Raw genomic sequence first — 25,275 nt, 5'->3', positions numbered from 1 at the left:
AGCTTTATAGTTCCAATTTTATCTTTAAAACCTATGTCAAATCTACATTCAGAGCCTAATAACTTAATTAATGCTTCTTCTCCATATTTACTTCAACATGCTTATAATCCAGTTCATTGGTACGAATGGGGCCCTGAAGCGTTAGAAAAAGCAAAGACTGAAAATAAGTTGATTTTAGTGAGCATCGGTTATTCAGCCTGCCACTGGTGCCATGTAATGGAACGGGAGTGTTTTGAAAACCATGAAGTTGCAGAAGTGATGAATCAGCACTTTGTATGCATCAAGGTAGATCGCGAAGAACGGCCAGATATCGATCAGATTTATATGTATGCCATTCAATTGATGACAGGTAGCGGCGGCTGGCCATTAAATTGCATCTGCTTACCAGATCAGCGCCCAATTTATGGAGGTACATATTTCCGAAAAACGGACTGGATTAATGTATTGGAAAATGTGGCTGCACTTTGGGCAAATGAACCTGATAAAGCCATTGGATATGCAGAAAGATTAACCGCTGGTATAAATGACAGTGAGAAAGTGATTGCTGTCGAAAATAAAGAAGCCTATACCGAAAATCATTTAACAGAAATTATCGAACCCTGGAAACGCCATTTCGATATTGGTTATGGTGGCTACAACCGTGCGCCAAAGTTTCCGCTGCCTAATAATTGGGTTTTCTTATTGCGCTACGGCTTTCTGAATGATGATGAGTCTGTTTTCACAGCTGTTTGCCATACCCTGGAAGAAATGAGCAGGGGTGGTATTTACGATCAGATTGCCGGAGGTTTCGCCCGTTATTCAGTGGATGATAAATGGCATGTGCCGCATTTTGAAAAGATGCTTTATGATAATGCACAGCTGATTAGTTTATACATTGAGGCTTATCAATGCACAAAATTTGATTCTTTTAAACAAACTGCTGTTGAAACAATAACCTGGACTTTTAATGAAATGACTTCGCCTGAAGGACTGTTTTATTCTGCTTTAGATGCTGATAGTGAAGGTGTGGAAGGTAAATTTTACGTCTGGGATAAAGACGAGTTTGACCAGGTTTTAGGAGATGATGCCAAATTACTGGCAGAATATTACAACGTGACGGAGGAAGGCAATTGGGAAGAAGAACAAACGAATATTTTAAGAAAAACATTTGAAGATAAAATCCTTCTGGATAAATATAACCTTTCTACGGAAGACTTATTTGATAAAGTAAATCGGGCGAAAGCCAAACTCCTGGAAGTAAGGAGCAAACGTATTTGGCCAGGGCTTGATGATAAATGTTTGACCGCCTGGAATGGAATGATGATTAAAGCACTGGCAGATGCAGCCCAGGTGCTAGGTTATGATGCATATTATGAAAAAGCAGCAACAGCGGCCAATTTCATCATAAAGAATATGAAATCAGCTGTTGGTGGTTTGTACCGCAATTATAAAAACGGGAAAGCATCTATCACCGCATTTTTAGATGATTATGCTTTTCTAATAGAGGCTTTAATTGCCTTGTACGAATATGATTTCGATGAACAATGGCTTGAGGAAGCTAAATCATTGGCAGACTATGTATTGAATAACTTCAGCGATGCGAATTCACCCATGTTGTTTTATACATCTGCAGAAGGGGAAAGTTTAATTGCACGCAAACACGAAGTAATGGATAATGTAATTCCCGCAGCAAATTCTACCATGGCATTGAATTTAAAGAAGCTAGGCTTACTATTTGATGTAGAGCGATACACTGAAAAGGCGGCAGAAATGCTGGCTGCCGTTCATCCCAAAATAAAAACCTATGGTTCCGCTTATTCAAACTGGGCAATTTTACTGCTGAATGAAATTTATGGTATAAATGAAATTGCGATAACAGGTTTGGAGGCAGATGTAGTTAAATTGGAATTAAGCAATCATTATATTCCTAACAAAATTACATTAGGTGGAACAAAAAGTAACTTACCACTGTTAAAAGGAAAGCAAAGCAATGAAACAAAAGTTTATATTTGCCGAAATAAAGTATGCCAGTTGCCGGTTAAAACTGTTGAGGAAGCATTAACGTATTTACAATAAAAAAAATCTGAATGAATATTTCACCAAACTCAGTAGTTGCATTAACTTATGAATTGCACACTACCAACGAAGAAGGACAACAAGTTTTTGTCGAAAAAGCAGACGAAGAAAATCCTTTAGTATTTCTATATGGCGTAGGCATGATGTTGCCAAAGTTTGAAGAACATTTAGCTGGTTCAAAAACTGGTGATGAATATAGTTTCGAATTATCTGCAGCTGATGGCTACGGAGAGATCGATCCAGGTGCTTTTGCTGATCTTCCAAAATCAATGTTTGTTGATGCTGGTGGTGAAGTTCCGGCAGTTGGTGAAGTGATCCCTTTGCAGGATAACGAAGGAAACAGTTTCAGGGCAGGTGTAACAGCCGTACATGAAGAAACTGTTGCCGTAAACTTAAACCATCCAATGGCTGGTAAAAACTTATTGTTTAGCGGAACTATCTTAAACGTTCGCGAAGCTACTCAGGATGAATTGGCTCATGGTCATGCACATGGTGCAGACGGACATGAAGATCACTAGGTCTTTTTAATATAAGCGATCTATATAAAAAAAATCCCGGTTTCGACCGGGATTTTTTTTATAATAATTTTGAAGAAATGAGCTCAACAGGTGGGTTGTTCATCGCATTTCCCTTGTTCAGCTTCAATGTCCCTTTTACGGTAATTGGCTGGTAAGTAAATTTAATAGGCTCCGCCATTTCCACCAGCACCATTATTGGAACGCCATTTTTACCACAATAAAAGCACTGATTAATAGGCAATGTAGAAAGCATAAATTTCGTTTGCTTCATGCCGTCTTTTATAGGCACAATATAGCCTGAAAGCTCAAATGCCTTACTTTCATATTTTTGGATAGCTGGATTGTAAATGGCATAAGTTTCAGTCGGTTTTACGGTCTTAATTTTTACACCACCAATAACATCCCAGTTGGCCGAATCCATCTGATCGCTCGGATCATGCTGTGCTTTAGCAGAAAATCCGATAAATATTAATAAAAAAAAGGCTAATGATCTCATTTCAATTCGTAGTCTAACTGCAAATATACAAAAGAGATGGGGGTTAGGTAGTAAATGATCGCTACGCTTTTTAAAAATCAACCTTTAAACGTAGGCCACCATTGGTTAGGTTTAAATTTTCCCTGGAGAAAGTTTTCATCGGAAGCCTTAAAAATGGCTCAATAGCGATATTATTCTTTTTAGATATTTTCTGTTTGTAGCCCAATGAGAAATTATAAAAGCCGATATATTTATCAGGATCAAGTTTGGATTCTGGCTGCGGTTCAGTTTGTTTTTCGGCCACGATAAAGCTTCTGATATCTGTTGTTCCGTTTGCCGATGGAGAAGCCATACTTTGAACCTGATTTACAATATAAGTGTTTTGCTGTGAGTTATTAATCACGGCCAATGCAGATATGCCAACGCCGGTATATAGTTTTTCTGAAATCTTATACCGCAGTTCCAAAGGCACATTAATACCGCTTACTTTCGCATTAACAGATTCTAAATTTTTTCCGGATAAGCTTTGAGGTGCACTTGCATTTTGCGATTCAGTAGAACTAACAGATGCATAAGAAACACCAGAGCTAAGCGATAATTTATTTGCGATGGCATACGATAAAGAGAAACCGTAGTTCATGTTTACCTTACTGTCATTCCCCATAGAAGGGGCTACATAAACATCCTGTTGCCATTTATGAGTTTGATTTTTTTGATTTTGAACATGCTTTCCCAGGTTCGCTTTGCTGTCTAACGCCAGTAAATCTTCAAAAGTCATTTTGTTATTTGTCTTTACCTTTTCTTGCGCTACCTTCACTTCAGTATTACGACTATTGGCTGACGTTACATCTGGATTGTTTTCGAAAACATTAATTTTAGGTGCAGCAATCTTATCGGCAGCTTGATTAGTGACATAAAGTGGATTTTGGTTTTCTACTTTATTAGAAGGTGATTTAAAGATGTTTACAGGTTGTGCATCGTAAGGCGCTTTATTTTTTTTGGATGCAATTTTTGGCTCCTCAATGGTTATCTTATTATGGGTTGAATGATCTGTTTTCGGTTCCGTTCCTTGTGTGCTATTAATTTCAGTTTTAGACTTGACAATTGTATTCTTATTTATGATCTTTCCGTTATTCAAGAAAAACAGACCGGATACAACCAGAATTATTGCTGCGGCAGTCCACAGCGGCCAGAAAACAAAGCCACCGCGCTTTTTCTCTTCCTTTTCAGAAAAGCGTTCCCAGGCACCAGGAGCGTAATTCTCCTCATGGTTTTGTAACTGGGTGGTGATATGTTCTATTAATTCCTTATCCATTTTTTTTATATGAACCAACTAATGTATTGGTGTAAAGTACACGCAACTTATTTTTTGACCGGGTTAAATAAACACGACTGGAGCTTTCCGGGATGTTTAACATTTTGGAAATTTCATCATGTGCAAATCCCTCGATCTCATATAAGTTAAATACCAGTCGATGCGTATCTGGTAAATGATTTAATAAATTCATGATGTCGTTTACATGAAGATCTGAAGCCACCGAAACTTGTGTAGCCGGATGTTGATCTTCATTTAAATCATCAACATAAAAATGAGCTTTTGAACTCCTGATTTTATCTATTGCCGTTCGGGATGCAATTTGTGCAATCCACCCTTTAAAAGACCGCTGCAATTCCTCAGGATTTTTAGGTGGTTTAAATCCGGAAACATTTTTAAATATTTTGATAAAAGTATCATTTACAAGCTCTTCACTATCTGGGGTGTTTTTTGTGTACCTTAAAATAATGCCCATTAAATAGCCGTAAAATGATTTATACATCATTTCCTTACAGCTATTGTTGTCATTTACACAGCCTTTTAAAATCTCCTCAAATCTGAGTATTTTTTTGATCACTCCTGTAAAGGCCTATTTAAAGTTCGATTAGTTTTCTAGCATGCTTTTCGCTACTGCAAAAATATAAAATAACACCATCCGATTTATCGGATGGCGCTAAATTCAACGGGTAGATGTTATTTGTTTGTCATCACAGCCAATGCAAATTTTGTACTGTCTGTTGCACTGCTTAATCCTTTCGCCCAAATGGTGTAGATTTTGCCTTTCTCTATTTTTATTGCAGGCAGAGTGGCTTTAACGGTTTCACCTTGCTTAACCTGAAAAGTGTAACTATCTGATGGATTGATAGCAGTAAAAGGTGTATACTCCTTAAAAGCTTTTGCCGTAAATAATGCTGTTGCATTACCTTCCACTGCTAAATCTAAAGGTGAAGAGCCCGGACTTAAATTAATAAAACGAATTTTTGCTTTATCCGTTTCAGGCGCTTTTAAATCATCTTCAATTAATAGCAGTTTAGTAGATTTTAAGGTATCAACCACGAAAACCGAATAAAATCCTCCGCCTTTTAAATTTGCAGTTCCATTAGTAAGGTACTTCAAAGAATCTTTCTTGGATACGCCAACCAGTCTCGTGCCAGGGTAGGCGGCATAGTATCCCCGATCATTGGTGTAGGTAAAACTGCCAATTTTTTGGTTGTCTAAGATGAAATCCAATGGACCGGTGCCTGGCGATGCATGAACAAAGCCTATTCCGGCGGCTTCGATCGGATCATCATTCCAGTCTTTTTTACAGGCAGAAAATATTAATGTTATAGCGAATAGCGCGCATATTAATTTAGTAGTTAAGCCAAAGTAGTTTTTAGTTTTCATGTTGTAGTTAAATCAATTTTATAAACAAAATTGGTTAATGGCCATTAACGCTTTTTTAGGTTAAACGATTAAGGAGACGGAAACGCTACAGTGGAGAGATTTTTTTCATAAAAAAAGCCACATGAATTTCATGTGGCTGATGGAGTTAAATATGGTATCTGACTACGAATACATTTCCTCGCGAAGTTTTGCAACATCTGCGCTGTTGATATATTCATCGTAAGTCATTAACTTATCAATTGTTCCTTTCGGCGTAATTTCAATAATTCTGTTTGCAACAGTTTCTGTTAACTGGTGATCTCGTGAAGTGAATAATACTGCTCCTTTAAAATCCTTCATTCCGTTGTTCAACGCTTCGATAGATTCCAAATCCAGGTGATTGGTTGGCTCATCAAACATCAATAAGTTGGCTTGCTGTAACATCATCCGCGAGAACATGCAACGCATTTTTTCTCCACCTGAAAGTACTTTTACATTCTTTAAAACTTCTTCGCCAGAGAATAACATACGGCCTAAAAAGCTCCTTACAAATTGCTCATCAGCTTCTGTACCAGAATATTCTCTTAACCAGTCTACCAGGTTTTCATCTTTGCCAGCAAAGTACGCAGAGCTATCATTCGGGATATCTGCTGTGCTAATGGTAACACCCCATTTAAATTCACCTTTATGATTTGTATCGCGACCGGTTAGTACATCGTAAAATGCCGCGGTAGCCAAACTGTTTTGAGATAGGATAGCAATTTTATCACCTTTATTAACCATAAAGGTAACTTTATCAAACAGAATACCATCATTTCCAGACTTACCTAAGTTATCAACCTGTAAAATCTGGTCACCAGCCTCACGACCAGTATTGTTGAAGATAATTGCCGGGTATTTACGGCTTGATGCCTTAATTTCTGTGATGTCAATCTTATCCAGTGCTTTTTTACGTGAAGTTGCCTGCTTTGATTTTGATGCATTCGCACTAAACCTGCGAATAAACTCCTGCAGCTCCTTTACCTTATCTTCCGTTTTCTTGTTCTGGTCGCTACGTTGTTTCAATGCCAACTGACTAGACTCATACCAGAAAGTATAGTTCCCGGTATACGTGCTCATTTTGGCAAAGTCAATATCAACAATATGTGTACAAACGGCATCTAAAAAGTGCCTGTCGTGAGATACCACCAATACAATATTCTGGTAATCAGCCAGGAAGTTTTCTAACCAGGCAATGGTTTCGATATCCAGATCGTTGGTTGGCTCATCCAGTAATAAAATATCAGGATTTCCAAATAACGCCTGCGCAAGTAATACACGTACTTTTTGTGTATTATCTAATTCTTTTAACAGTTTATGGTGATGATCTTCAGTAATGCCAAGGTTGCTTAACATGGTTGCAGCATTGCTTTCCATGTTCCAGCCATCCTTTTCTGCGAAGATGTTTTCCAGTTCGCCAGCACGTTCACCGTCTTTCTCTGTAAAATCTTCTTTCATGTAAATGGCATCTTTTTCCTTCATGATGGCATAAAGTTCTTTATGGCCAATCATTACGGTCTCCAGCACCGAAACTTCATCAAATTCATAGTGGTTTTGTTTTAAAACCGCCATTCTTTCGCCCGGAGTAAAAGCAACACTACCAGACGTTTGGTTAACTTCTCCTGATAAAATTTTTAGGAAGGTAGATTTACCTGCGCCGTTAGCCCCGATTACACCATAGCAATTGCCCTGGGTAAATTTTAGGTTAACATCTTCAAATAATGTGCGTTTGCCGTATCGTAAGGATAAATTAGAAACTGAAATCATAAACAAATAAAATAAGCTGCAAAGATAGGGAAAAAGGTTGAGGGTAAAAAGGTAGAAGGTTTAAGATTAGTAATTTGAAAATGAAAGTTTAGCGTTTATGGCCATTTTAATCCTGCTTTCACTGCAATCTTTTTGGAGTGATCCTCAAACTGTAAATACCTGCAACAAAAAGTATTTCCGTTCAATCAGGTTTAGGTCACCTAATGCTTGTGCGTTTGGCATCTAAAAACCCAGCATGCTAATTAAAGCACATTTTTTTTGCAGTCTCAGATCGTTACTACATTTCCATTGCCCTCTGGCTTTTAGTCGCTTTGAGGTTAAAAATTATATTCATTTCGCATTGATATTTTTTCTATTTTGTATCACACACACAAATGGAATATTTTTATGAAAAAATTAGCACTAGGCATCCTCATGTCTACCGTTTCGGCTATTGGGTATAGCCAAACCACTCAGTACAAGTACAAAGTAAATTTCTACGGCGATACCATTCTTGCTAAAAGAGTTAGTAACCTTAGAATTACGGAAGAGCGCTGATCACCTGATTGATCAAAAAATCACTAAATTTAATGTGCAAACAGCAGCTACCAATGCAACACCTGATTAACGAATTAAAAATCCCAATAGGCAAAAATAAAGTAGAACAACTTGCCGGCATTGTAATAAATGAGAATTTTTGTGTTAATGAGCTGGTTAAGCTAAGTTTTCATAAAGATCTGCAAATTGGATTCAGGGCAGCATGGGTATTAGAGCAGGTTTATTTTAATCATGAAGCGGCTTTCTTGTCCGCTGCCGAAACTTTTCTTAATGGCCTGCCTGCTCAAAATAATCATTCCGCTTTGCGGAATTACGTTAAAATTATGGCTCACATGACAGGGAAAAATGCCTCCCCAGAGATTAAACAAATCATCCACAGCTATAATACCGATGAAATTGTAGGTGTTGTTTTCGCCTGGCTGATAGCTGATCAAATACCTGTTGCGGTTAAGTCTCACTGCCTCAATATTCTGGCAAACCTGATTCTGAAACACGAATGGATTGAAGATGAGCTCATTCAAACCATGGATTTTCTGGCTGACAAAGAAGGCATTGGTTTTTTTGCTAAGGTAAAGCAGATTAGGAAGCAGTTGTCTGCTCACAGTTAACTGTTTTCAGTTGCCGGTTTTCGTTAATAAAGCGTCAATTCTTTCTGTACCATAGTTCTCCGCCCTATGCCTTCCACCTTTTACCTTATCTTTACCACATGAGTAATTACGATATCGTATCACAAGTTATTAAAGAACGCCGTAGTATTTTTCCAGCCAGTTATATCAAAAAAGAGATACCTGTCGAAGTAATCAACCAGATTCTGGAAACCGCAAACTATGCGCCGACACATAAATTAACCCAGCCCTGGCGCTTTACAGTGATTAGAAAAGCTGGCCTTGCAAAGCTAGGAGCGGAGCTCGGAAAATTATATAAAGAGTTGGTACCCGCACACCAGTTCCTTCAAAAGAAGTACGATAGCTTTGCTGAAAAAACAAATCAATCCGATTGCATTATTGCCATCAATATGGCGGTTAGTGGTAAAATTCCTGAGTGGGAAGAACTCGCAGCAGTTTCTTGTGCCGTTCAAAATATGGCTTTAACTGCCGAGAGTTTAAAGGTTGGTGCTTACTGGAGCTCTCCTCCCTTAATTGATGATTTAGGCGATTTTCTAGGTTTAAAAGAAAATGAAAAGTGCATCGGTCTGTTCTATATGGGGTATCACAATGAAAAACCCTGGACACCCAACCGAACCTCAATAGAAGAGAAAGTAACCTGGATTGAAGGGTAGTTTTGAGTTGGGAGCCCAAAGTCTGGAGTCTACAGTCTTTAGTCTATATTACTAATCTTTTCAAAATTTATGCTGAATCCACTGTGTCATTATTTCGAGGTAAAAGATGAACCTGTTAAAAGCTGCCTGCACTATTTGAGGTCGCTTTTAACGGGTTATAATGATATTACCGAGCATTGGAAACATGGAATGCCCTTTTATTACCATAAAGGCAAAATGTTCGCCTATCTTTGGATTCACAAAAAACTTCATCAGCCTTACATTGGTTTCGTTGATGGAAACAGAATTGAACACATGGATTTGTTGCAGGAGAAAAGAGCGCGTATGAAAATTTTACTAATTAACCCTTTTGAAGATCTGCCTGAAGAAAAGATAAAAGGGATTCTGGATCAAGCTTTATCACTGCGTAAATAATCCAATTCTTTCACTATTTCCCATTATCTATTCAACAACACCTTATGTCTACCTTAAAATCTCAATTATATCAGCTGTGCTTAACTTTTATTCAAAATAGAATAGAGAATATTGAATATTCTATGCTGCAAGCCCGCCAGGCATCTAACGATGATACGAAAAGCAGCGCAGGCGACAAATATGAAACCACGCGTGAAATGATGCAACAGGAAATGGATCGCAATAGTAAATTGCTTTACGAAGCTGGTCAGCAGAAAATCGCGTTACAGCAAATTGAAAATGTAGAGGCATCCAAAGAAGTGAAGAATGGCAGTTTAGTATTAAGCACCAACGGAAATTTTTACATCAGCATTAGCGCAGGCGAATTAAATGTTGATGGTCAAAAATTCATCGCTGTATCGCAAGCTGCACCAATTGGAAGGGCATTCATCGGTGCAAAAAAAGGAGAAGAACTGAGTTTTAATGGTAATAAATATTTGATCAACGATATTCTTTAGCTCACCCGAGCCCAAATAAGTTATGCATTAAATCCCCTTTGGATAGCGCAATCAGTAAGTATGATATAGACTAACGAAAATGTTTGCTTAATTTCTAACCTGAATTTTGAAAAGCTACAGAAAATAATCTTATTTCATTCTGATACGTTCAGCAAAGGCTGGAACCAGATAAGATTTCAATTCATTGAAAGGAATGAAGACTACGATCTGTCCCTGGGCGTAACTCGCCACCTCGTAAGGATTGTACATAAACGCTAAACCTTTATCATTGAAATAGAAATTATTATTCGGCTTCAGAAAATCATCAAATAAAACCTTATTAAGGCTTTCACCAGACTTAATATTGTATTGTTTTCGAAGATTCCGCTCTAATAGTTTCTGCAGATTATTGGAGTCGATTGTCACAATATCGCTGAGCACCATTTGCTTCTTGCGTTTAGCGTCAAGGCAATACATTTGGCTATTATAATTTCCGTGAGCACCACCTGTGTAGGAGTCGGCCAGAAAATCAATTACAATAAAGTCGTTATCGTTATATAAAATAGATTGCTGGCTGTTATTGGTATAGTTTAGCCAGGCATCTTCATCATTTTTATCGCCTTCCGGCTGACTAGCAACTTCAGCGCTATAGTCCTTTAAATATGCTGCAGCAGTGGCTTTTAAGCTGGTTTCAAGATCAATATCAGGCTTTAATCCAGATATTTTTTTCAACTGGCTGTTAAGCCAATTCCCGGCATCATCGCTGTTTTTTGCTTTCAAATACTTAAAAGTTATGCTTGCGGAAGGTGAATTTGCCTTGTTTGCATAGGCCTTCACCGAATCCTGATAAATACCAGTGGTGAACTGGTAGCTGCCTTTGGGATACTTTTCTTCTAAAATAGCAGGGAAACTTTTGCTTCCATCGCCACTTTTCCAGGTTCCTTTGAAGCCGTTGCCCGTCCATTTTAAAGCAATACCTGGCTCTTTTGGGTTTTGCTCAAAGTAAGAATTGTAAAAACTATATTCGGCAAGCACCAAACTATCCTGCCCAATCAAAGTGTCGGTTGATAAATTTAACCAGGAAGCATCATAATAATAGTTTCCGCCAAAATCGCCATTTACTCCCTGTAAATGCATTACAACTGGTTTTCCGGCAATTGTACCTTCCAGACGTTTGTAAAAATCAGCTGTGAACGCCTGGGTTTTGGGTGCGCTTGCCTCCGAAGTTGTTGAATCATTTTTGTTGTTATTACAAGCGGTAATTACAGCTGATACCAGGAATAGAAAAAATAAATGCTTTTTCATAAGTTCGATTATTCGCGACTAATAGTTTACAGCTAAACTTATGATTTTGTTTTATTAAAACTCTTATTAATACTGTAATAAAGGTTTTTAGCCGTATACCTTCCCGGGTCTATAATCCGGCGGATGGTATAAAGCGGGTAAGTTTCATCTCTGGCCGTAGAAAGAATAAAAGCCGCTTTAAAACCGTGTTCCTTTAATTTATGCAAAGTTGAGGCTTTGTATACGCCATATGGATAAGCGAAATATTCGATTTTTTTACCTGTAATTTGTTCCAGTTTTTTAGTTGGATCATCAATCTGTGTTTTCCAGTCTTCATTGGTAAATTGAGCGAAATTTTTATGATCATAAGTATGGCTTGCGATGCTATTCCCTTCATCAGCCAATTGTTTTATCTGCTCCTTAGTCATATAATTAATTCTCCCTTTTCTGCCGATAGAAACCGTCATGATAAAATAAACACCTTTAAAGCCATATTTTTTTAAAGTTGTAGCACCCACTGTAAACTGGTCTTCATCTGTATCATCAAAAGAAATGATAATTGGTTTTTCCGGAAGCTTACCATCAAATACCAGATAATTATACAACTGATCGGGCAATATAGTATGGTAGCCACTATCAGCCAGCATTTTTATATGTTCCCGAAATTTATCAGGAGATATAATGTCATCATGAGCCCTTTTACTATCACTTGCTAAATTATTTCTAATCTGGTGATAGCATAAAACCGGTACTTCACGTTTAGCCAAAATAGCCTTGGCATCTGCAGGCTTTTGCTTCGCTGTGTCTATTACTTCAGTTTTTGAAACTACTGAAGCATCAGCTATTTTGCTTTTAGAATCTGATTGACAAGCGGCCAGTATTGCTGTGATAAGCACGCTAATGGCTAAAAATCGTTTCATAATGTGATTAAAGTACGTGTTGGGCTAATATTTTTTGAACTTCGTAAACATCAACCGATTTATTAAATTGCTTTTGAATACTTGGAATCGTTTCGTTAGAAATCCAAATGTTCAATACGGCATCTAAATCAAAAGTTCCGGCAGTTTCTACACTAAATCTTGTTATGGCTTTATAAACTATGCTTTTGTATTCGGTTTTATTTCCGGTAATACCTTGTTTATCAATAAGAATCAGCCTTTTGTTGGTGAAAATAAAGGTATCCCGAATCAATTTAAAGCCCAGTTCTATCTGTTCGCCATTAATTAATAAGGCACTATATTGCTTAATTAAATCATCAGGATTAACTGCTCCTGCGTTTCCCATTAATGCTGAAAATAATCCCATTTTAAAAACTGTTTTTAATGCTGTTGCTCAATGTTTTCGGACTCCAGTAACCGCTCGCAATAATTCTTCTGATGGTAAATAAAGGATCTTTCTCATCACGTTTAGTCGATAATTGAAAAGCCATTCTAAATCCTCGTTTCTTTAATTCCGGAATTCCTTCCGCATTCCATAAACCGAACGGATAAGCAAATTCTGTCATTTTTTTTCCGGTAATTTCTTCCAGTTTCTTCGTTGGTTTATCCAATTGTTCTTCCCAGTCTTTCCCAGCATATTTTTTAAAATTTTTATGATCATAAGTGTGAGAACCAATTATGTTCCCTTCATCAGATAGTTGTTTAATCTGTTCTTTGGTCATATAATCTACAAACTTTCCTTTTCTTCCGATGGAAACGGTCATGATAAAATATACCGCTTTATAACCAAGTTTATCCAGTGTTGGGCGAACAATCGTGAACTGATCCATGTCAGTATCATCAAAAGTTAACATAATAGGTTTGCTGGGTAAAGCTGCGCCCGTATTTAAATAGGCATAAAGCTGATCCGGCAGAATGGTATGGTAGCCACTGTCTGCAAGCATTTTCATCTGGTCTTTAAAATTCTGAATCTCAACAATGTAATCTTTTCCAACTTTCCCATCGGTAGGTTTCCAGTTTCTTACCTGGTGATAACAAAGTATAGGCACCTGTTTGCGCGCTAAAATGGTTTTGGCATCTGCTACCTTTATTTTTGAAACATCAACAGGTGCAGTGGTTGCTGTTTGTGTAGTTGTTTTGGTTGTAGAATCTGCAACGGCCGAGGTTCCTGTTGATGACTCTGACTGGCAACTTGCCAACAAAATCACACTCGCCGCTATAACGGTAAATATGCTGTATTTCATAGTAAATATATATGGATGCAAAACTATAAATTCTGCCAACTATTTGCTTAACAAAAAACCGGTGTTGATAAATATTTGCTAACATAAAGAATGCTGAATAACGTTTTTATTACATGGTTTAGCAGTTTTAATTGGCTTTAATTAAATAATTTAGCCGCTCCAAACCATTCTTAATGAACAAAATTTACAAATTATTCTTTTGTGCGCAATTCCTATCGCTTACAGTGGCCGCACAAACCAAAAGTTTCACCATTACAGAAAATATTCAGGCTCAACCTAAGGCTAATTATCAGCTGGCATCGCGTTTTTCTCCAAATAAATTGAAAAAGATGGTGTATGCTACATCAGTTGATCCGCATTGGCTAAAATTAAGTAACCGTTTCTGGTACACTTTTGAAAATCCGAAGGGGAAATTCTGGTATCTGGTAGATCCTTCTGCTAAAACCAAAAAGCAAATGTTTGATAATGCTAAACTGGCTGCCGAAATCACTTTAATTGTTCGCGATCCATTTGATGCCGAACATTTACCTCTGGAAAATTTAAAATTTGCTGCCGATGAAAAAAGTGTTTCTTTCGAAGTAAAAAGTTCGGTTGACGAGTTAAAACCTGATAGAAAAGATAAAAAGGCAGCAGATTCTATGCAAAAGAAAATCTATTCTTTTAAATACGAATTGGCATCGGCAAAATTATCTGAGGTACCAAACTTCAGTAAGCCAAAACCAAAACCAAGCTGGGGTTCTGTTGCTCCTGATTCTTCTGCAATTGTGTTCTCGCGTAATTACAATCTTTATTGGATGGATAAAGAAAATTATAAAAAGGCCGTTAAAAACGAAGAGGACAGCACTATTGTTGAGCATCAGTTGACTAAAGATGGGGTTAAGTTTTACTCTTATGGTAGCGATGGCGATGGCGAAAACAATGTAGAGAATGAGAAAAATAATAAAAAACGGAGAGGTGCTTATGTGCTTTGGTCGCCGAATTCTAAATATTTCGTTTTAGATAGAACAGATTCCCGCAAGGTGAAAGATCTCTGGGTAATTAATAGCGTAACACCTGGCCGCCCAACTTTAGAAACTTATAAATATCAAATGCCTGGTGAGGCCGAAGCACCACAAGATGAAGTTTTACTTTTCGATTTTGCTGCCAAATCTTATAAAAAATTAAGTGTTTCGGCATTTAAAGATCAAAGTATTTCTGTGTGGAGCAAGCCGGTTTTAGCTAAAGATCGTGATAACGAATTCCGTCCGTCAGTGTGGCTGGGTAACGATAGCCGCTTTTATCTCTCACGTACCAGTCGTGATTTAAAACGCATTGATATTGCCACTGTTGATATTACCACGGGTAAGGTTACGCCTGTTATCGATGAACGCTTTAATACTTATGTGGAAGTGAATCGTCCGGGTTTGGTGAACGATGGAAAGGAGTTAATTCACTGGAGCGAACGTGATGGCTGGGCGCATTTCTATCTCTTCGACGGCAATGGCAAGCTTAAAAATCAAATAACAAAAGGTGCATTCCACTGTGAAAGTATTGTTAATATTGATGAAAAAAATCGCTTGCTTTATTTTACGGCAAATGGGAGAGAGGCAAAAGAAGATCCATATTATCTGCATTTATACAGCATTAATTTCGATGGTTCGAACATGAAGTTACTGAATGCAGGTGATTTTGATCATGCTGCTTTTATGAATGATAACAATACCTTTTTCGTTGATAACTATTCGAGGGTAAACACCGCACCAAAATCTACGCTTTATGAAAGAAATGGAAAGAAGGTGATGGAATTGGAAACTACCGATCTTTCCTTGTTAATGGCTGCGGGTTACAAATATCCTGAGCCTTTTAAAGTGAAGGCCGATGATGGTATTACCGATTTGTACGGCGTAATGTATAAGCCTTTTGATTTCGATCCGGACAAAAAATATCCAATTATAGAATATGTTTATCCAGGGCCGCAAACGGAAGCTGTTAATAAAGCTTTTAGCAAGAGCATGGATCGTACGGAGCGTTTAGCACAATTTGGGTACATTGTAATTACGGTTGGTAACCGCGGTGGAAATCCATCGCGTTCAAAATGGTACCACACTTACGGTTATGGCAACTTACGCGATTATGGCCTGGCAGATAAGAAAACAGCAATCGAACAATTGGCAGCAAAATATTCCTTTATTGATGAATCGAAAGTAGGGATCACAGGTCACTCCGGTGGTGGTTTCATGTCTACCGCGGCCATGTTGGTTTATCCTGATTTCTTTAAAGCTGCAGTTTCGAATGCTGGTAACCATGATAATAGCATCTATAACCGTTGGTGGAGTGAAAAACACCATGGGGTAAAAGAAACTATTTCTCTGAAAGGCGATACCTCTTTTAAATATAGCATCGATAAAAATCCGGATCTGGCTAAAAACTTAAAAGGCCATTTGTTATTGATGCATGGTGATGTAGATAATAATGTCCATCCGGCAAATTCAATCCGTGTGGCCAATGCGTTGATGAAAGCAGGTAAAAGATTCGATTTTCTTATTATTCCAGGTCAGCGACATGGCTTTGGAGATATGACAGAGTATGCTTTCTGGAAATTAGCAGATCATTTTAATAAATACCTGATTGGCGATTTCTCTGAACCGGCCGACGTTGATTTAGTAGAAATGGATAGAGATATCGAGCAAACTGGGAAATAAAATTATTAAAACTATATACTAATGGCTTGTGAAAATCACAGGCCATTTTTTTTGCACTTTTATTAGCATTTAAGAAAAATATGATAAACTTTTCCTGTAAAAATTTATATTGACAATTCGTAATTGCCTCAGCTGCTGTACAGACGCTGCAAACAATTGCTATGGGTTAACGTTATTTTAATATGAATTGTAAAGGTATCACATTGGCAGCTTTCCTTCTGGTTGGAGGAATTGTCAACAGCCATGCGCAGGATATAGACAGTAAAAACGTTCCGGCTGCGGTTAAAATGGCGTTTTCAAAAGCATATCCAAAAGCTAAAGATATAGATTGGGAAAAGAAAGGTATAACTTACAAGGTTGATTTTGATTTAGGTAAAACCGATCACAGCGCAATATATGCTGCTACAGGAAAAAATATTTCTTCTGAAAAAGATATTCCAAATAATCAACTTCCGGCAGCTATTGCCAAAAGTATTAAGGCTAAATATCCAAAGGGAAGAATAGATGATGTGGATTGGATCAGCACAGGAGGTAAAATAACTTATAAGGTAGATATTGAAGGCACTCCTGATGTTAACGTTTGGTACAGTGCTGATGGTAAATTTATTAAAGAACTGGCTGATTAAGACTCCTAAGTGAGTAATTGAATTTCAGTGTAAACTTTAAATTGACATCAAAACAAAAGAGCTCCGAAATTATTCGGAGCTCTTAATAAGATAATTCACAATTGGTTTTTGATTAGTAAATGTAGTTTAGCGCAACAACATCATTTGCATTAAATGTGCGGTTACCACCGTTAGAACAAGCTAACATAAAAGATGCTGCATCTGGAGTAGATGGAGTTCCTGGTATTAAAACCGCTCCTACGTTTGATGCACCTTCATTTCCTGCACCACTTGCACCGCAACTGAAAGCGCGGTTCATGTAATCCGTGTGGCGAAGACCAACGCAATGACCTACTTCGTGCTGGATCACAGAAGCAAGATACAATAAGTTCGGATTAGCACCATAGGCAGCCGTATTAGTGTTCATTCTGATCTGGTTAAAAGGGTTGCCTGATGATGTTGGGAAACCTGCTGAACCTAAGGTAATGAATCCACCACTTGGAGCTTCGTTAAAACCTACTACATTGATGTTGCCGGTTGTACCTGCAGCCGCTCTTTGAAAAGTGATCCGTAAACCCAAAGAATTATATCTTGAGATCATGGTATTTACAGCATCACTATATACCTGAGGTAAATTAGTAACTGATACTGTGATTACACGAGGTAATGATCTCACTGTATTTGTGGTTCGGTACTGCTCAGTTTCAGCAATACTTAAGTTAGTACTGGTAGATTTTTCAGTTAAATTTTCCTCCGTTAAAAGGATATCTCCCTCTACCAAATAACCTCCGTCAATTTTACGAATGTTTTCTGTGCTGAAGCCTAAAGATTTTACTTTTTCGAGGGTAGCTGTAGAGATGTCAGCTTTTTTTTCTATGGCAGTTTCTGTCTCATTATTCTTACAAGAATATAATGTTGTGAACAATAAGCATGCAGCCGCAAGCGATAAAAATTTGGTTTTTTTCATTTTAGTTTAGATTAAATTGGGAATGGTTTAATAAGTTAGTTAATATAATTTGTGAATTACCTTATAAATGCTAATTTAGAGAACAATTCTGATGTAAGCAAAATTTTACAATAAAATATTTTTTGAAAGTCAACACTGTATTTTTAATTATATGTCTAAGTGTATGCGTATTTCGTTTAAACGCACAGGGACAACCTGGTGGAGTAGAAAAAAACATACAAAAAAAGTTTTCTGCTAAGAGCAAAAAGACGTATTTACAAGTAAATGATGTCAACTTAGTTCAGTTCGATCACCAGTTAACCCCGGCAGAAATCCGGAAATTGCGACCAAAAAAGCGACTTGCAGCCGGCTATTTTATCGCAGATAAGGCAAATATTTCTGCTTTCTCCCAGCGTGTTATTTATCAGACTGAAGCAAACGGCTTGTGGAAAGCAAGCGATGGCTTAGCCCAGCTGCTAAATAAAAGCAAAACGAATGATTCGCTAACGGTTAGACTGGCAGTAAAAAATAGTCTTCAGCAACCAGAATTTTTCAGGCAGTTAAAAATTAAGTCAATTGATCAGCAAAATGCTATTTATACTATTTACATTACTGCTGATGATTTAATTTCATTGCTTAGCGCAGATGAAATCCTTTATGCTGACATTATTCCCGTTGCTAAACAAGAGGTTGTTATTAACGGATTGGATCTTGGCTTGAATCAGATCACGAATGCGCGGAATTTATTTCCTGGCATCAACGGGGCAGGAATTAATATTTCTTTAAAAGAAGAAATGTACGATATCACTGATCTTGATCTTTTAGGAAGAACCATTCCCGGAGCAATTACCACAGGTGCGGCAACCAGCCATGCCACCAGTATGGCTACATTGGCATTAGGAAATGGTAACTCTTTTATCCGTGGACTCGGCGCTGCGCCGAATGCGAAGCTGGCCTTTTCTAGTTTTGATAATTTAATGCCAGATCAGCCTGCCGCTTTAAACCGCCTTCAAATCCGCGTGCAAAATCATTCTTATGGAACAGGAATAGATAATAACTATGGTATTGAAGCTGCAGCTTACGATAAACAGGTTTTTGAAACAGATACCTTAATTCATGTCTTCTCTGCAGGTAACAGTGGTTCATTAACACCCGCCAGCGGCTTTTATCAAGGCATAACTGCACGGGCCAATTTAACCGGAAACTTTAAACAGGCCAAGAACCTGCTGGTAATAGGTGGGATTAACCGCGAAAATATTTCAGAAAATCAAAGCAGTAAAGGGCCGGCTTATGACGGGCGTGTAAAACCTGAACTTGTAGCCATAGGCGAAGATGGTACATCAGGTTCTGCTGCAATTAGCAGTGGAGCCATTGCTCTGCTCGAACAATTTTATCTTCAAAAGTTTGCGAAAGCACCATCCGCTGCATTAATTCGGGCTACTTTAATTAATTCAGCAGATGATTTGGGAACCCCACAGGTAGATTACGTATTTGGTTATGGGAAACTAAACGTGGCCCAATCTTTGAAAACCCTCGATGAAAATCGGGTTGCATTATATCCTGCAACAAAGGGGCAAGATCTAACTATTCCGCTAACTATTCCTTCAAATGTTGCCGAAGTTAAACTCACTATCACCTGGAATGATCCCGCGGCAGCGGTAAATGCTGCACAAAGCCTCGTTAATGGTTTAGATTTAAGCCTTGAAAGTCCTTCGGGAGAAATTATGCTGCCTTGGGTGTTAAGCAACGCATCAAATTTGGATTCGATTGCTCAACCAGCCACAAGAAAGGCAGATTTGATTAATAATATTCAACAGATAAGTATTGAAAATCCGGTGGCTGGGAATTTTCGCGTCCATGTTAACGGGCAACGCATTACGCAAGGTAGTCAACAGAATTTTGCCTTAGCCTATCGTTTCAAGTATAAAAATACCTTTTCGTTTATCACTCCTGGAAAAGATGTATACTTTTTTGCGAGCGAGGATAACTATATCAGGTGGGAAAATACCTATCCGGAAAAGACAGGTAAACTCTCTGTTAGCTATGATGAAGGCCTGAGCTGGAAAGTAATTGATGCCAATGTAGATTTAGCAAAAGGGTTTTACAACTGGGGTGCACCAAATTTATTTTCGAAAGCCATTGTAAAAATGGAGGTAGGTACTGCAATAATAACCAGTCAAAGTTTTACCATTTCATCTCCCAGAACATTAACGGTAGGCTATGTGTGTAATGACGGGCTGGTTTTAAGCTGGAATCCGCAAGTTGGAGCAAAGGATTACACTATTTACAGCATTATCAATAACGTGTTATCGCCGGTTTCGACTGTTGCAGACACACTGGTGAAATTGAATTTGAGTAATACCGCCAGTAAATACTTTGCTGTTGCAGCAAATGGTGCGGGTTTTTCCGGTTTAAAAAGTTATACAATTGATTATACCCAGCAAGGTGTTGCCTGTTATGTAAGGAGTTTGATCGCTTCTGCCACAGCCGATAAAATAAAGCTCGACCTCAATATTGGAACTACTTTGGATATCAAAAATATTATCTGGGAGAAACAGACTGGCGTAAATACCTACACGGTTTTGCAACAAACCAAGCCAGATAATAACGTACTCGATTATACCATTTTCGATGATAAACCTAAACCGGGAATCCAGTTTTATCGGGTAACTTTTGAAACGGCAAATGGAAATGTAGTCAGTGATCTTGCTTCTGCAACCTTCCTTAAAGAGAATGACTTTTCTTTCTATCCCAATCCGGTAACCGATTATCTGACCATTTTAAGTGGATCTTTCGAAGATTACAACCTTTCTATATTTAATATATTGGGTCAAAAAGTTTTTGAAGAGAAAGCTACCAGCTCCAACCGATTTGGTTTAATGGCACTTGCCACTGGTGTTTATGTAGGGGTGATTGTTAAAAGCGGTGCACAGGTTAAGAAATTCAAGCTAATTAAAAACTAATCAACTTAATATTCGAGTTGCTATCCTCATGAGGATTTAAGGTAATCTTGACATTGAAGTCTTTCCATAATTTTAAAGAAATAGGGTGGTTGGCGCCTTTATTATTTGAAGGAAATTAATATCTTGTGGCAACTAAATTAACAGCCATGCTCTACTGAATATCTCGATTGCAGTTGCTACACTTTTTTGGATTCAATTATATTCTTCACAATGTGTGCTGCTCAAGATTGTTTACTACTCATGTTGTTGTTTCATTATTTTAAGAACGTTATTGAAATAAGTTAATGAAAAAAGGCGCAATTTTAACTGCTATCATTCTATTCACCATTGGCTCGCTTTACGCCCTAATCCGTTACATTAGCATGCAAGGCTTTGCGTTTGCCTGGGCACTAAACTGTTTGTTAATGTTCAGCGGACTTCTTTTTTTTGAAGCACTTAAGAGTCCGCTGAATGGCTCATATTTCAAGGAGCAACCCTGGGAAGGAAAAGGCAAAATATATGAATCAGTTGGTGTAAATCTTTTTAGAAAACTATTGGTTTTGATTGGTTGGGAAAAATTGATTAGGAAAGGTAACCCGGTAGAGAAGAATATCAAAACTTTAAAGCATCTCCATCATCAAACAAAACAATCTGAATTATCACATTTAATCCTCTTAATTATAGTTTTTGGTTTCAATATTTTTGTGGCTTTAAAATTTGGGTTTTTAGCCTCTATATGGCTGTTGATTCTCAATATTTTAATGCACCTGTATCCAATCTTTCTTCAGCGGTACAATCGCCCACGAATAGAAAGAGCTATAAATGTCAGTCAGTGGAGATCGGCAAGCCAGTAAAATATTTGTAAATCAATTTAATATATACTATTCGCTAAGCTATTCTACGATACCCTTCAAAGTCGTTTAATCAGTTCGATTGCTTATTGGTGCTGAGCATTTTTGAGGCACTTAAATTCGTAGCTTGGGTTTGAAGATATTATCTCGGCTAAGCAGGGCACCACAGGTTTAAAAGTACAGAGCTTTTAAACTAGCCAGTCATCCAGGGAGAACAGTTTGTAAGCTGTTCTCTAATTTTTTCGCCTGCTTAAGGCTCCGCCTTTGCCAATTTCTTTGTATTTTCAAAAAATGATTATGATGAAAAAAATAATACTCTTTTCTGGTTGTGCATTGCTTTCGCTGGCCTCTTGCAGACAGGCAAGCGAACAAAATACTACCTCACCAGATTCTTTGGCTGTAAAAGCGATTAACGACTCCAGTCTCACCCGATACCTTTCTGTTATTGCGGCCGATAGTTTGGAAGGTAGAAAGCCTTTTACCAATGGCGAAACCAAAACCATTAACTACCTGAAAAACGAATTTGAAAAATTAGGCCTTGAGCCAGGGAATGGTAAAAGTTATTTTCAGGAAGTGCCCATGGTAGAAATTAAATCGGTGCCAGAAAATCAAATGGTTATTAAAGGGAAGTCTTCATTACTCAATTTAACTTATTTAACAGATTTCGTAGCCGGATCAAGAAGGTTACAAGAGCAGGTGAGCATTTCAAATTCTCCTTTGGTTTTTGCAGGCTTTGGCATTGTTGCACCAGAATATGGCTGGGATGATTATAAAGATTTGAATGTGAAAGGGAAAACCGTAGTAGTGATGATCAACGATCCCGGCTTTGCTGATTCTACCTTATTTAAAGGTAAAAACATGACTTATTATGGCCGATGGACTTATAAATTTGAAGAAGCATCCCGGCAGGGCGCAGCAGGTATATTGATTATTCATGATACCGAACCTGCCGCTTACCCCTGGAGTGTGGTACGAAGTGGCTGGTCTAAATCCAAACTTAACCTTCAATCTGAAGATAACGGAATGAACAGAACCGTGGTAGAAGGCTGGCTTAGTTTAGATAAGGCAAAAGCACTTTTTAAACTTGCGGGGCAAAACGATGGCTTAATGGAAACTGCCAAAAAGAAAGGATTTAAAGCGGTTGATTTGGAATTAACTACATCATTGACCATTAAAAATAAAATCAAAAAATCATTATCTTATAACGTGCTGGCGAAGGTTTCTGGTACTAAACATAAAGACGAAGCCATTATTTATTCTGCTCACTGGGATCATTTAGGTATAGGAGAGAAAGTGCAGGGAGATTCGATTTACAACGGCGCGGTAGATAATGCTACTGGTGTGGCATCTTTACTGGAACTGGCCACTGCCTTTAAAAAGTTGCCAAAACAGCCGGAGCGCACCATCTTATTTGTTTCTTACACAGCAGAAGAGCAGGGGTTGCTTGGGTCTGAGTATTATGCCAAACATCCGGTATTTCCATTGGCTAAAACGGTTGCCAACATTAATATGGATATGATGGGAATTGCCGGCAAAACGAAAGATATTGTGGTATATGGTTTTGGCCAGTCAGCGTTAGAAGATTACGCCGCAACATCTGCCAAAAAACAGGGGAGGGTTATCGTTCCGGATCCCGTTCCATCTTCCGGTCTTTATTATCGGTCTGATCATTTTAACCTGGCGAAGGTTGGCGTACCTTCTTTATTTACAGGTTCTGGCGTAGATAACGTAAAAAACGGCAGAGATTGGGGCTTAAAGCAGGTAGCAGATTTTACCAAATTCAGGTATCATTCTCCTCAGGATAATTTCGATGCCAACACCTGGGATTTATCTGGTATTGTGGAAGATGTAAGACTGGTTTTTGATTTAGGCTATCGTTTAAGTAATGAAGCATCTTTCCCTAAATGGAAAGAAGGCTCTGAATTTAAAGCAATTAGAGAAAAGAAATAAATAAGCGCGTCCCGGCTTTACAGTCGGGACGCGCTTATAAAAAAAGTTGAAGTATTTTAACGCGGAGCGCTAAGACTAGAAGTGAAATTGTACGCCTAATTTTGGAGCTAAAGTACTTGCTTCTAAACCAAATGAGTTAATGGTAGTTTCATTACCGGTAATCTCGTTAGTTACTTTACGGTTATTGTAACCTAAACCATTAACAGAAACTTCGATACCAATTTTCTTTGTTGGGAAGAAAGCAAAACCTGGTGCTAAATTAACACCGATATCTGTAGTTTTTGCAATTTTAGCACCTGTATCGCCATTGTTATCTACAAATTTATCGTTTCCAAATTCCATTGGTACAGATAACTGACCGAAGAATTTAAACTGATCTGATAAGTTAACATAGTAACGACCGAAAGGTGCCACTCTGAAAGCCTGATTTAAGTTGTTATCACTAACTTCTTTGTTTGATGTATAACCAACACCTGTACCAATTGCAAAGTTATCACTCACGAAATAACCAACATTTGGTACGATGTTAAAACTAACATCAGATTTTGCTGCACCTTCTACTTTAGTAGAATTGAAACCAACACTACCACCTAACATAATTTTTCCTTTTTCAGTTTGTGCATTTGCACTATAAACTAAACCCGCAACTGCTACTAATGATAATAATAATTTTTTCATCGTTATATTATTTATTTGTTTAAAAATATAGCCGGTTTTACTTTTTTAATGTCTGACTATATTTGCTTAAAAGTCAATATCGATGCCAATAAAATATTATATCGTCATCAAAAAATCAGTTTCAAACCAACTGCTTAATTGATAACGAGATATGAAATTGGTGTTAATTCATTATTATTTTTGTGTGACTAAAAGTTAATCGATTGATTAATTTTTGAGTTGCTAATAGTTGACAATCTGACTTTTTTGGCATAAATGTCAGATTTTTCAACTGTTAATATGTCAGCGCTAATGGGAATATTATCTAAACTCTGCTGGCAGAAACCAGCTTATCAATTTTCTTTTTAATAATGCTTATTGTCATTTCATCATTCAGATTTCCAGATTCGTCAAATTTATTTTGAGCTTGTGCAACCAAAACTTCTGGCTGTAAAACAGGATTCATATTTAAAAACGTAAAAACCGGAAGAAACGCAGTTTGCATTCTTACTGTACCCCAAAGGCCCTGTGTAGCACCTAAAACGGCAACAGGTTTATGCATTAACGGGCTATCTTTACCACGGCTGGCCCAGTCTATTGCATTTTTTAATCCGCCAGGAATAGAATAGTTATATTCAGGTGAAGCAATTATAAAGGCATCAGCAGTAGCTAATAATTCTCTAAATTTCGTAACACTTGCAGGCCGTTCTGTTACCGTTGGTGTATCATGATCTTCGTTATAAACAGGAATATCATCATACCTTACAATTTCGAAATGAACATCATCCGGTAGTAAACTGCCGGCAACTTTTAACAACATTTCGTTATAAGAACCTTTTCGAAGACTTCCGCAGAGGCCGATAATTGTTTTATTCTTTTCCATATTTGATAAACGGATGGTTAGCATAAAAGTTTTTCTTTATTGGCTATAGGGTCG

At 37.7% G+C, this 25,275-nt stretch carries 24 protein-coding genes; 12 read left to right on the top strand and 12 right to left on the bottom strand.

Annotated features, from left to right (window positions below; translation table 11 throughout):
- Positions 1-33 precede the first annotated feature (33 nt).
- Positions 34-2,055, top strand: coding sequence for a thioredoxin domain-containing protein (locus tag GJU39_RS03600; protein WP_154279328.1), 2,022 nt, complete (start codon positions 34-36; stop codon positions 2,053-2,055).
- Positions 2,056-2,066: 11 nt separating this feature from the next.
- On the top strand, positions 2,067-2,573 hold the full coding sequence (locus GJU39_RS03595) for an FKBP-type peptidyl-prolyl cis-trans isomerase (RefSeq protein WP_154279327.1): 507 nt from the start codon (positions 2,067-2,069) through the stop codon (positions 2,571-2,573).
- A gap of 58 nt (positions 2,574-2,631) precedes the next feature.
- On the opposite strand, the gene GJU39_RS03590 is transcribed toward GJU39_RS03595, so the two are convergent.
- The 5 genes from GJU39_RS03590 to GJU39_RS03570 form a co-directional block, all read right to left on the bottom strand.
- Positions 2,632-3,150, bottom strand: a complete 519-nt coding sequence (locus GJU39_RS03590; RefSeq protein WP_245227682.1) for a hypothetical protein — start codon at positions 3,148-3,150, stop codon at positions 2,632-2,634.
- Positions 3,140-4,363, bottom strand: coding sequence for an outer membrane beta-barrel protein (locus GJU39_RS03585; RefSeq protein ID WP_154279326.1), 1,224 nt, complete (start codon positions 4,361-4,363; stop codon positions 3,140-3,142). The genes GJU39_RS03590 and GJU39_RS03585 overlap by 11 nt, the downstream gene beginning before the upstream one ends.
- Positions 4,356-4,940: an RNA polymerase sigma factor gene (locus GJU39_RS03580; protein WP_342448172.1), complete on the bottom strand. Its 585-nt coding sequence runs from the start codon at positions 4,938-4,940 to the stop codon at positions 4,356-4,358. The genes GJU39_RS03585 and GJU39_RS03580 overlap by 8 nt, the downstream gene beginning before the upstream one ends.
- A 116-nt stretch (positions 4,941-5,056) precedes the next feature.
- Positions 5,057-5,749 (bottom strand): DUF4397 domain-containing protein, encoded by a 693-nt coding sequence (locus GJU39_RS03575; protein WP_154279325.1) that lies wholly within the window; start codon positions 5,747-5,749, stop codon positions 5,057-5,059.
- Positions 5,750-5,911: 162 nt separating this feature from the next.
- Positions 5,912-7,534, bottom strand: coding sequence for an ABC-F family ATP-binding cassette domain-containing protein (locus GJU39_RS03570; protein ID WP_154279324.1), 1,623 nt, complete (start codon positions 7,532-7,534; stop codon positions 5,912-5,914).
- A 387-nt stretch (positions 7,535-7,921) separates the two neighbouring features.
- Here GJU39_RS03570 and GJU39_RS03565 point away from each other — a divergent pair, with 387 nt between their 5' ends.
- The 5 genes from GJU39_RS03565 to GJU39_RS03545 all read left to right on the top strand — a co-directional run bounded on the left by GJU39_RS03565 (position 7,922) and on the right by GJU39_RS03545 (position 10,261).
- On the top strand, positions 7,922-8,071 hold the full coding sequence (locus GJU39_RS03565; protein ID WP_154279323.1) for a hypothetical protein: 150 nt from the start codon (positions 7,922-7,924) through the stop codon (positions 8,069-8,071).
- Between the two features lie 32 nt (positions 8,072-8,103).
- Positions 8,104-8,679: a hypothetical protein gene (locus GJU39_RS03560; protein ID WP_154279322.1), complete on the top strand. Its 576-nt coding sequence runs from the start codon at positions 8,104-8,106 to the stop codon at positions 8,677-8,679.
- Between the two features lie 98 nt (positions 8,680-8,777).
- Positions 8,778-9,350, top strand: coding sequence for a nitroreductase family protein (locus tag GJU39_RS03555; RefSeq protein ID WP_154279321.1), 573 nt, complete (start codon positions 8,778-8,780; stop codon positions 9,348-9,350).
- Positions 9,351-9,419: 69 nt separating this feature from the next.
- Positions 9,420-9,764 (top strand): DUF1801 domain-containing protein, encoded by a 345-nt coding sequence (locus GJU39_RS03550; RefSeq protein WP_154279320.1) that lies wholly within the window; start codon positions 9,420-9,422, stop codon positions 9,762-9,764.
- A gap of 44 nt (positions 9,765-9,808) precedes the next feature.
- Positions 9,809-10,261, top strand: a complete 453-nt coding sequence (locus tag GJU39_RS03545) for a 3-oxoacyl-ACP synthase (RefSeq protein ID WP_154279319.1) — start codon at positions 9,809-9,811, stop codon at positions 10,259-10,261.
- Between the two features lie 129 nt (positions 10,262-10,390).
- On the opposite strand, the gene GJU39_RS03540 is transcribed toward GJU39_RS03545, so the two are convergent.
- The 4 genes from GJU39_RS03540 to GJU39_RS03525 are packed head-to-tail and all read right to left on the bottom strand — an operon-like array spanning position 10,391 to position 13,706.
- Entirely contained in the window at positions 10,391-11,545 is a 1,155-nt protein-coding gene (locus tag GJU39_RS03540) for a DUF3298 and DUF4163 domain-containing protein (protein ID WP_154279318.1), read from the bottom strand.
- A gap of 38 nt (positions 11,546-11,583) precedes the next feature.
- On the bottom strand, positions 11,584-12,444 hold the full coding sequence (locus GJU39_RS03535) for a polysaccharide deacetylase family protein (protein WP_154279317.1): 861 nt from the start codon (positions 12,442-12,444) through the stop codon (positions 11,584-11,586).
- Between the two features lie 7 nt (positions 12,445-12,451).
- Positions 12,452-12,829, bottom strand: coding sequence for a PH domain-containing protein (locus GJU39_RS03530; RefSeq protein WP_154279316.1), 378 nt, complete (start codon positions 12,827-12,829; stop codon positions 12,452-12,454).
- 1 nt (position 12,830) lies between these two features.
- Positions 12,831-13,706, bottom strand: coding sequence for a polysaccharide deacetylase family protein (locus GJU39_RS03525; RefSeq protein WP_154279315.1), 876 nt, complete (start codon positions 13,704-13,706; stop codon positions 12,831-12,833).
- A 173-nt stretch (positions 13,707-13,879) separates the two neighbouring features.
- Here GJU39_RS03525 and GJU39_RS03520 point away from each other — a divergent pair, with 173 nt between their 5' ends.
- A complete protein-coding gene (locus GJU39_RS03520) occupies positions 13,880-16,387 on the top strand; it encodes a S9 family peptidase (RefSeq protein WP_154279314.1) in 2,508 nt (835 codons plus the stop codon).
- 182 nt (positions 16,388-16,569) lie between these two features.
- Entirely contained in the window at positions 16,570-17,013 is a 444-nt protein-coding gene (locus GJU39_RS03515) for a PepSY-like domain-containing protein (RefSeq protein ID WP_154279313.1), read from the top strand.
- Between the two features lie 112 nt (positions 17,014-17,125).
- On the opposite strand, the gene GJU39_RS03510 is transcribed toward GJU39_RS03515, so the two are convergent.
- On the bottom strand, positions 17,126-17,959 hold the full coding sequence (locus GJU39_RS03510; RefSeq protein WP_154279312.1) for a M57 family metalloprotease: 834 nt from the start codon (positions 17,957-17,959) through the stop codon (positions 17,126-17,128).
- A gap of 122 nt (positions 17,960-18,081) precedes the next feature.
- Here GJU39_RS03510 and GJU39_RS03505 point away from each other — a divergent pair, with 122 nt between their 5' ends.
- From GJU39_RS03505 to GJU39_RS03495, 3 genes are all read left to right on the top strand, one after another.
- A complete protein-coding gene (locus tag GJU39_RS03505) occupies positions 18,082-20,901 on the top strand; it encodes a S8 family peptidase (RefSeq protein ID WP_154279311.1) in 2,820 nt (939 codons plus the stop codon).
- A 284-nt stretch (positions 20,902-21,185) separates the two neighbouring features.
- Positions 21,186-21,734 (top strand): glycosyl-4,4'-diaponeurosporenoate acyltransferase CrtO family protein, encoded by a 549-nt coding sequence (locus GJU39_RS03500; protein ID WP_154279310.1) that lies wholly within the window; start codon positions 21,186-21,188, stop codon positions 21,732-21,734.
- A gap of 294 nt (positions 21,735-22,028) precedes the next feature.
- Entirely contained in the window at positions 22,029-23,681 is a 1,653-nt protein-coding gene (locus tag GJU39_RS03495; RefSeq protein ID WP_245227680.1) for a M28 family metallopeptidase, read from the top strand.
- A gap of 75 nt (positions 23,682-23,756) precedes the next feature.
- Here the strand turns inward: GJU39_RS03495 and GJU39_RS03490 are convergent, their stop codons facing one another.
- Both GJU39_RS03490 and GJU39_RS03485 read right to left on the bottom strand, forming a co-directional pair.
- Complete coding sequence (locus tag GJU39_RS03490; RefSeq protein ID WP_154279309.1) at positions 23,757-24,359, bottom strand: outer membrane beta-barrel protein; 603 nt, start codon at positions 24,357-24,359, stop codon at positions 23,757-23,759.
- Between the two features lie 304 nt (positions 24,360-24,663).
- Complete coding sequence (locus GJU39_RS03485; protein ID WP_154279308.1) at positions 24,664-25,221, bottom strand: NADPH-dependent FMN reductase; 558 nt, start codon at positions 25,219-25,221, stop codon at positions 24,664-24,666.
- Positions 25,222-25,275: the final 54 nt, after the last annotated feature.

This window comes from Pedobacter petrophilus (assembly GCF_009674725.1).
In the GTDB taxonomy this organism is placed as follows: domain Bacteria; phylum Bacteroidota; class Bacteroidia; order Sphingobacteriales; family Sphingobacteriaceae; genus Pedobacter; species Pedobacter petrophilus.
Note: the sequence above shows the minus strand (reverse complement) of the source record. Positions and strands in the feature narration are given on the sequence as shown.

Excerpts from the sequence above, each read along its gene's own strand:
- GJU39_RS03545 (WP_154279319.1), top strand. The coding sequence starts at position 9,809 with ATGTCTACCTTAAAATCTCAATTATATCAGCTGTGCTTAACTTTTATT.
- GJU39_RS03575 (WP_154279325.1), bottom strand. The coding sequence starts at position 5,749 with ATGAAAACTAAAAACTACTTTGGCTTAACTACTAAATTAATATGCGCG.
- GJU39_RS03495 (WP_245227680.1), top strand. The coding sequence starts at position 22,029 with ATGATGAAAAAAATAATACTCTTTTCTGGTTGTGCATTGCTTTCGCTG.
- GJU39_RS03520 (WP_154279314.1), top strand. The coding sequence starts at position 13,880 with ATGAACAAAATTTACAAATTATTCTTTTGTGCGCAATTCCTATCGCTT.
- GJU39_RS03500 (WP_154279310.1), top strand. The coding sequence starts at position 21,186 with ATGAAAAAAGGCGCAATTTTAACTGCTATCATTCTATTCACCATTGGC.
- GJU39_RS03600 (WP_154279328.1), top strand. The coding sequence starts at position 34 with ATGTCAAATCTACATTCAGAGCCTAATAACTTAATTAATGCTTCTTCT.
- GJU39_RS03525 (WP_154279315.1), bottom strand. The coding sequence starts at position 13,706 with ATGAAATACAGCATATTTACCGTTATAGCGGCGAGTGTGATTTTGTTG.
- GJU39_RS03540 (WP_154279318.1), bottom strand. The coding sequence starts at position 11,545 with ATGAAAAAGCATTTATTTTTTCTATTCCTGGTATCAGCTGTAATTACC.
- GJU39_RS03565 (WP_154279323.1), top strand. The coding sequence starts at position 7,922 with ATGAAAAAATTAGCACTAGGCATCCTCATGTCTACCGTTTCGGCTATT.
- GJU39_RS03515 (WP_154279313.1), top strand. The coding sequence starts at position 16,570 with ATGAATTGTAAAGGTATCACATTGGCAGCTTTCCTTCTGGTTGGAGGA.
- GJU39_RS03570 (WP_154279324.1), bottom strand. The coding sequence starts at position 7,534 with ATGATTTCAGTTTCTAATTTATCCTTACGATACGGCAAACGCACATTA.
- GJU39_RS03560 (WP_154279322.1), top strand. The coding sequence starts at position 8,104 with ATGTGCAAACAGCAGCTACCAATGCAACACCTGATTAACGAATTAAAA.
- GJU39_RS03530 (WP_154279316.1), bottom strand. The coding sequence starts at position 12,829 with ATGGGATTATTTTCAGCATTAATGGGAAACGCAGGAGCAGTTAATCCT.
- GJU39_RS03595 (WP_154279327.1), top strand. The coding sequence starts at position 2,067 with ATGAATATTTCACCAAACTCAGTAGTTGCATTAACTTATGAATTGCAC.
- GJU39_RS03555 (WP_154279321.1), top strand. The coding sequence starts at position 8,778 with ATGAGTAATTACGATATCGTATCACAAGTTATTAAAGAACGCCGTAGT.
- GJU39_RS03535 (WP_154279317.1), bottom strand. The coding sequence starts at position 12,444 with ATGAAACGATTTTTAGCCATTAGCGTGCTTATCACAGCAATACTGGCC.
- GJU39_RS03550 (WP_154279320.1), top strand. The coding sequence starts at position 9,420 with ATGCTGAATCCACTGTGTCATTATTTCGAGGTAAAAGATGAACCTGTT.
- GJU39_RS03490 (WP_154279309.1), bottom strand. The coding sequence starts at position 24,359 with ATGAAAAAATTATTATTATCATTAGTAGCAGTTGCGGGTTTAGTTTAT.
- GJU39_RS03585 (WP_154279326.1), bottom strand. The coding sequence starts at position 4,363 with ATGGATAAGGAATTAATAGAACATATCACCACCCAGTTACAAAACCAT.
- GJU39_RS03485 (WP_154279308.1), bottom strand. The coding sequence starts at position 25,221 with ATGGAAAAGAATAAAACAATTATCGGCCTCTGCGGAAGTCTTCGAAAA.
- GJU39_RS03510 (WP_154279312.1), bottom strand. The coding sequence starts at position 17,959 with ATGAAAAAAACCAAATTTTTATCGCTTGCGGCTGCATGCTTATTGTTC.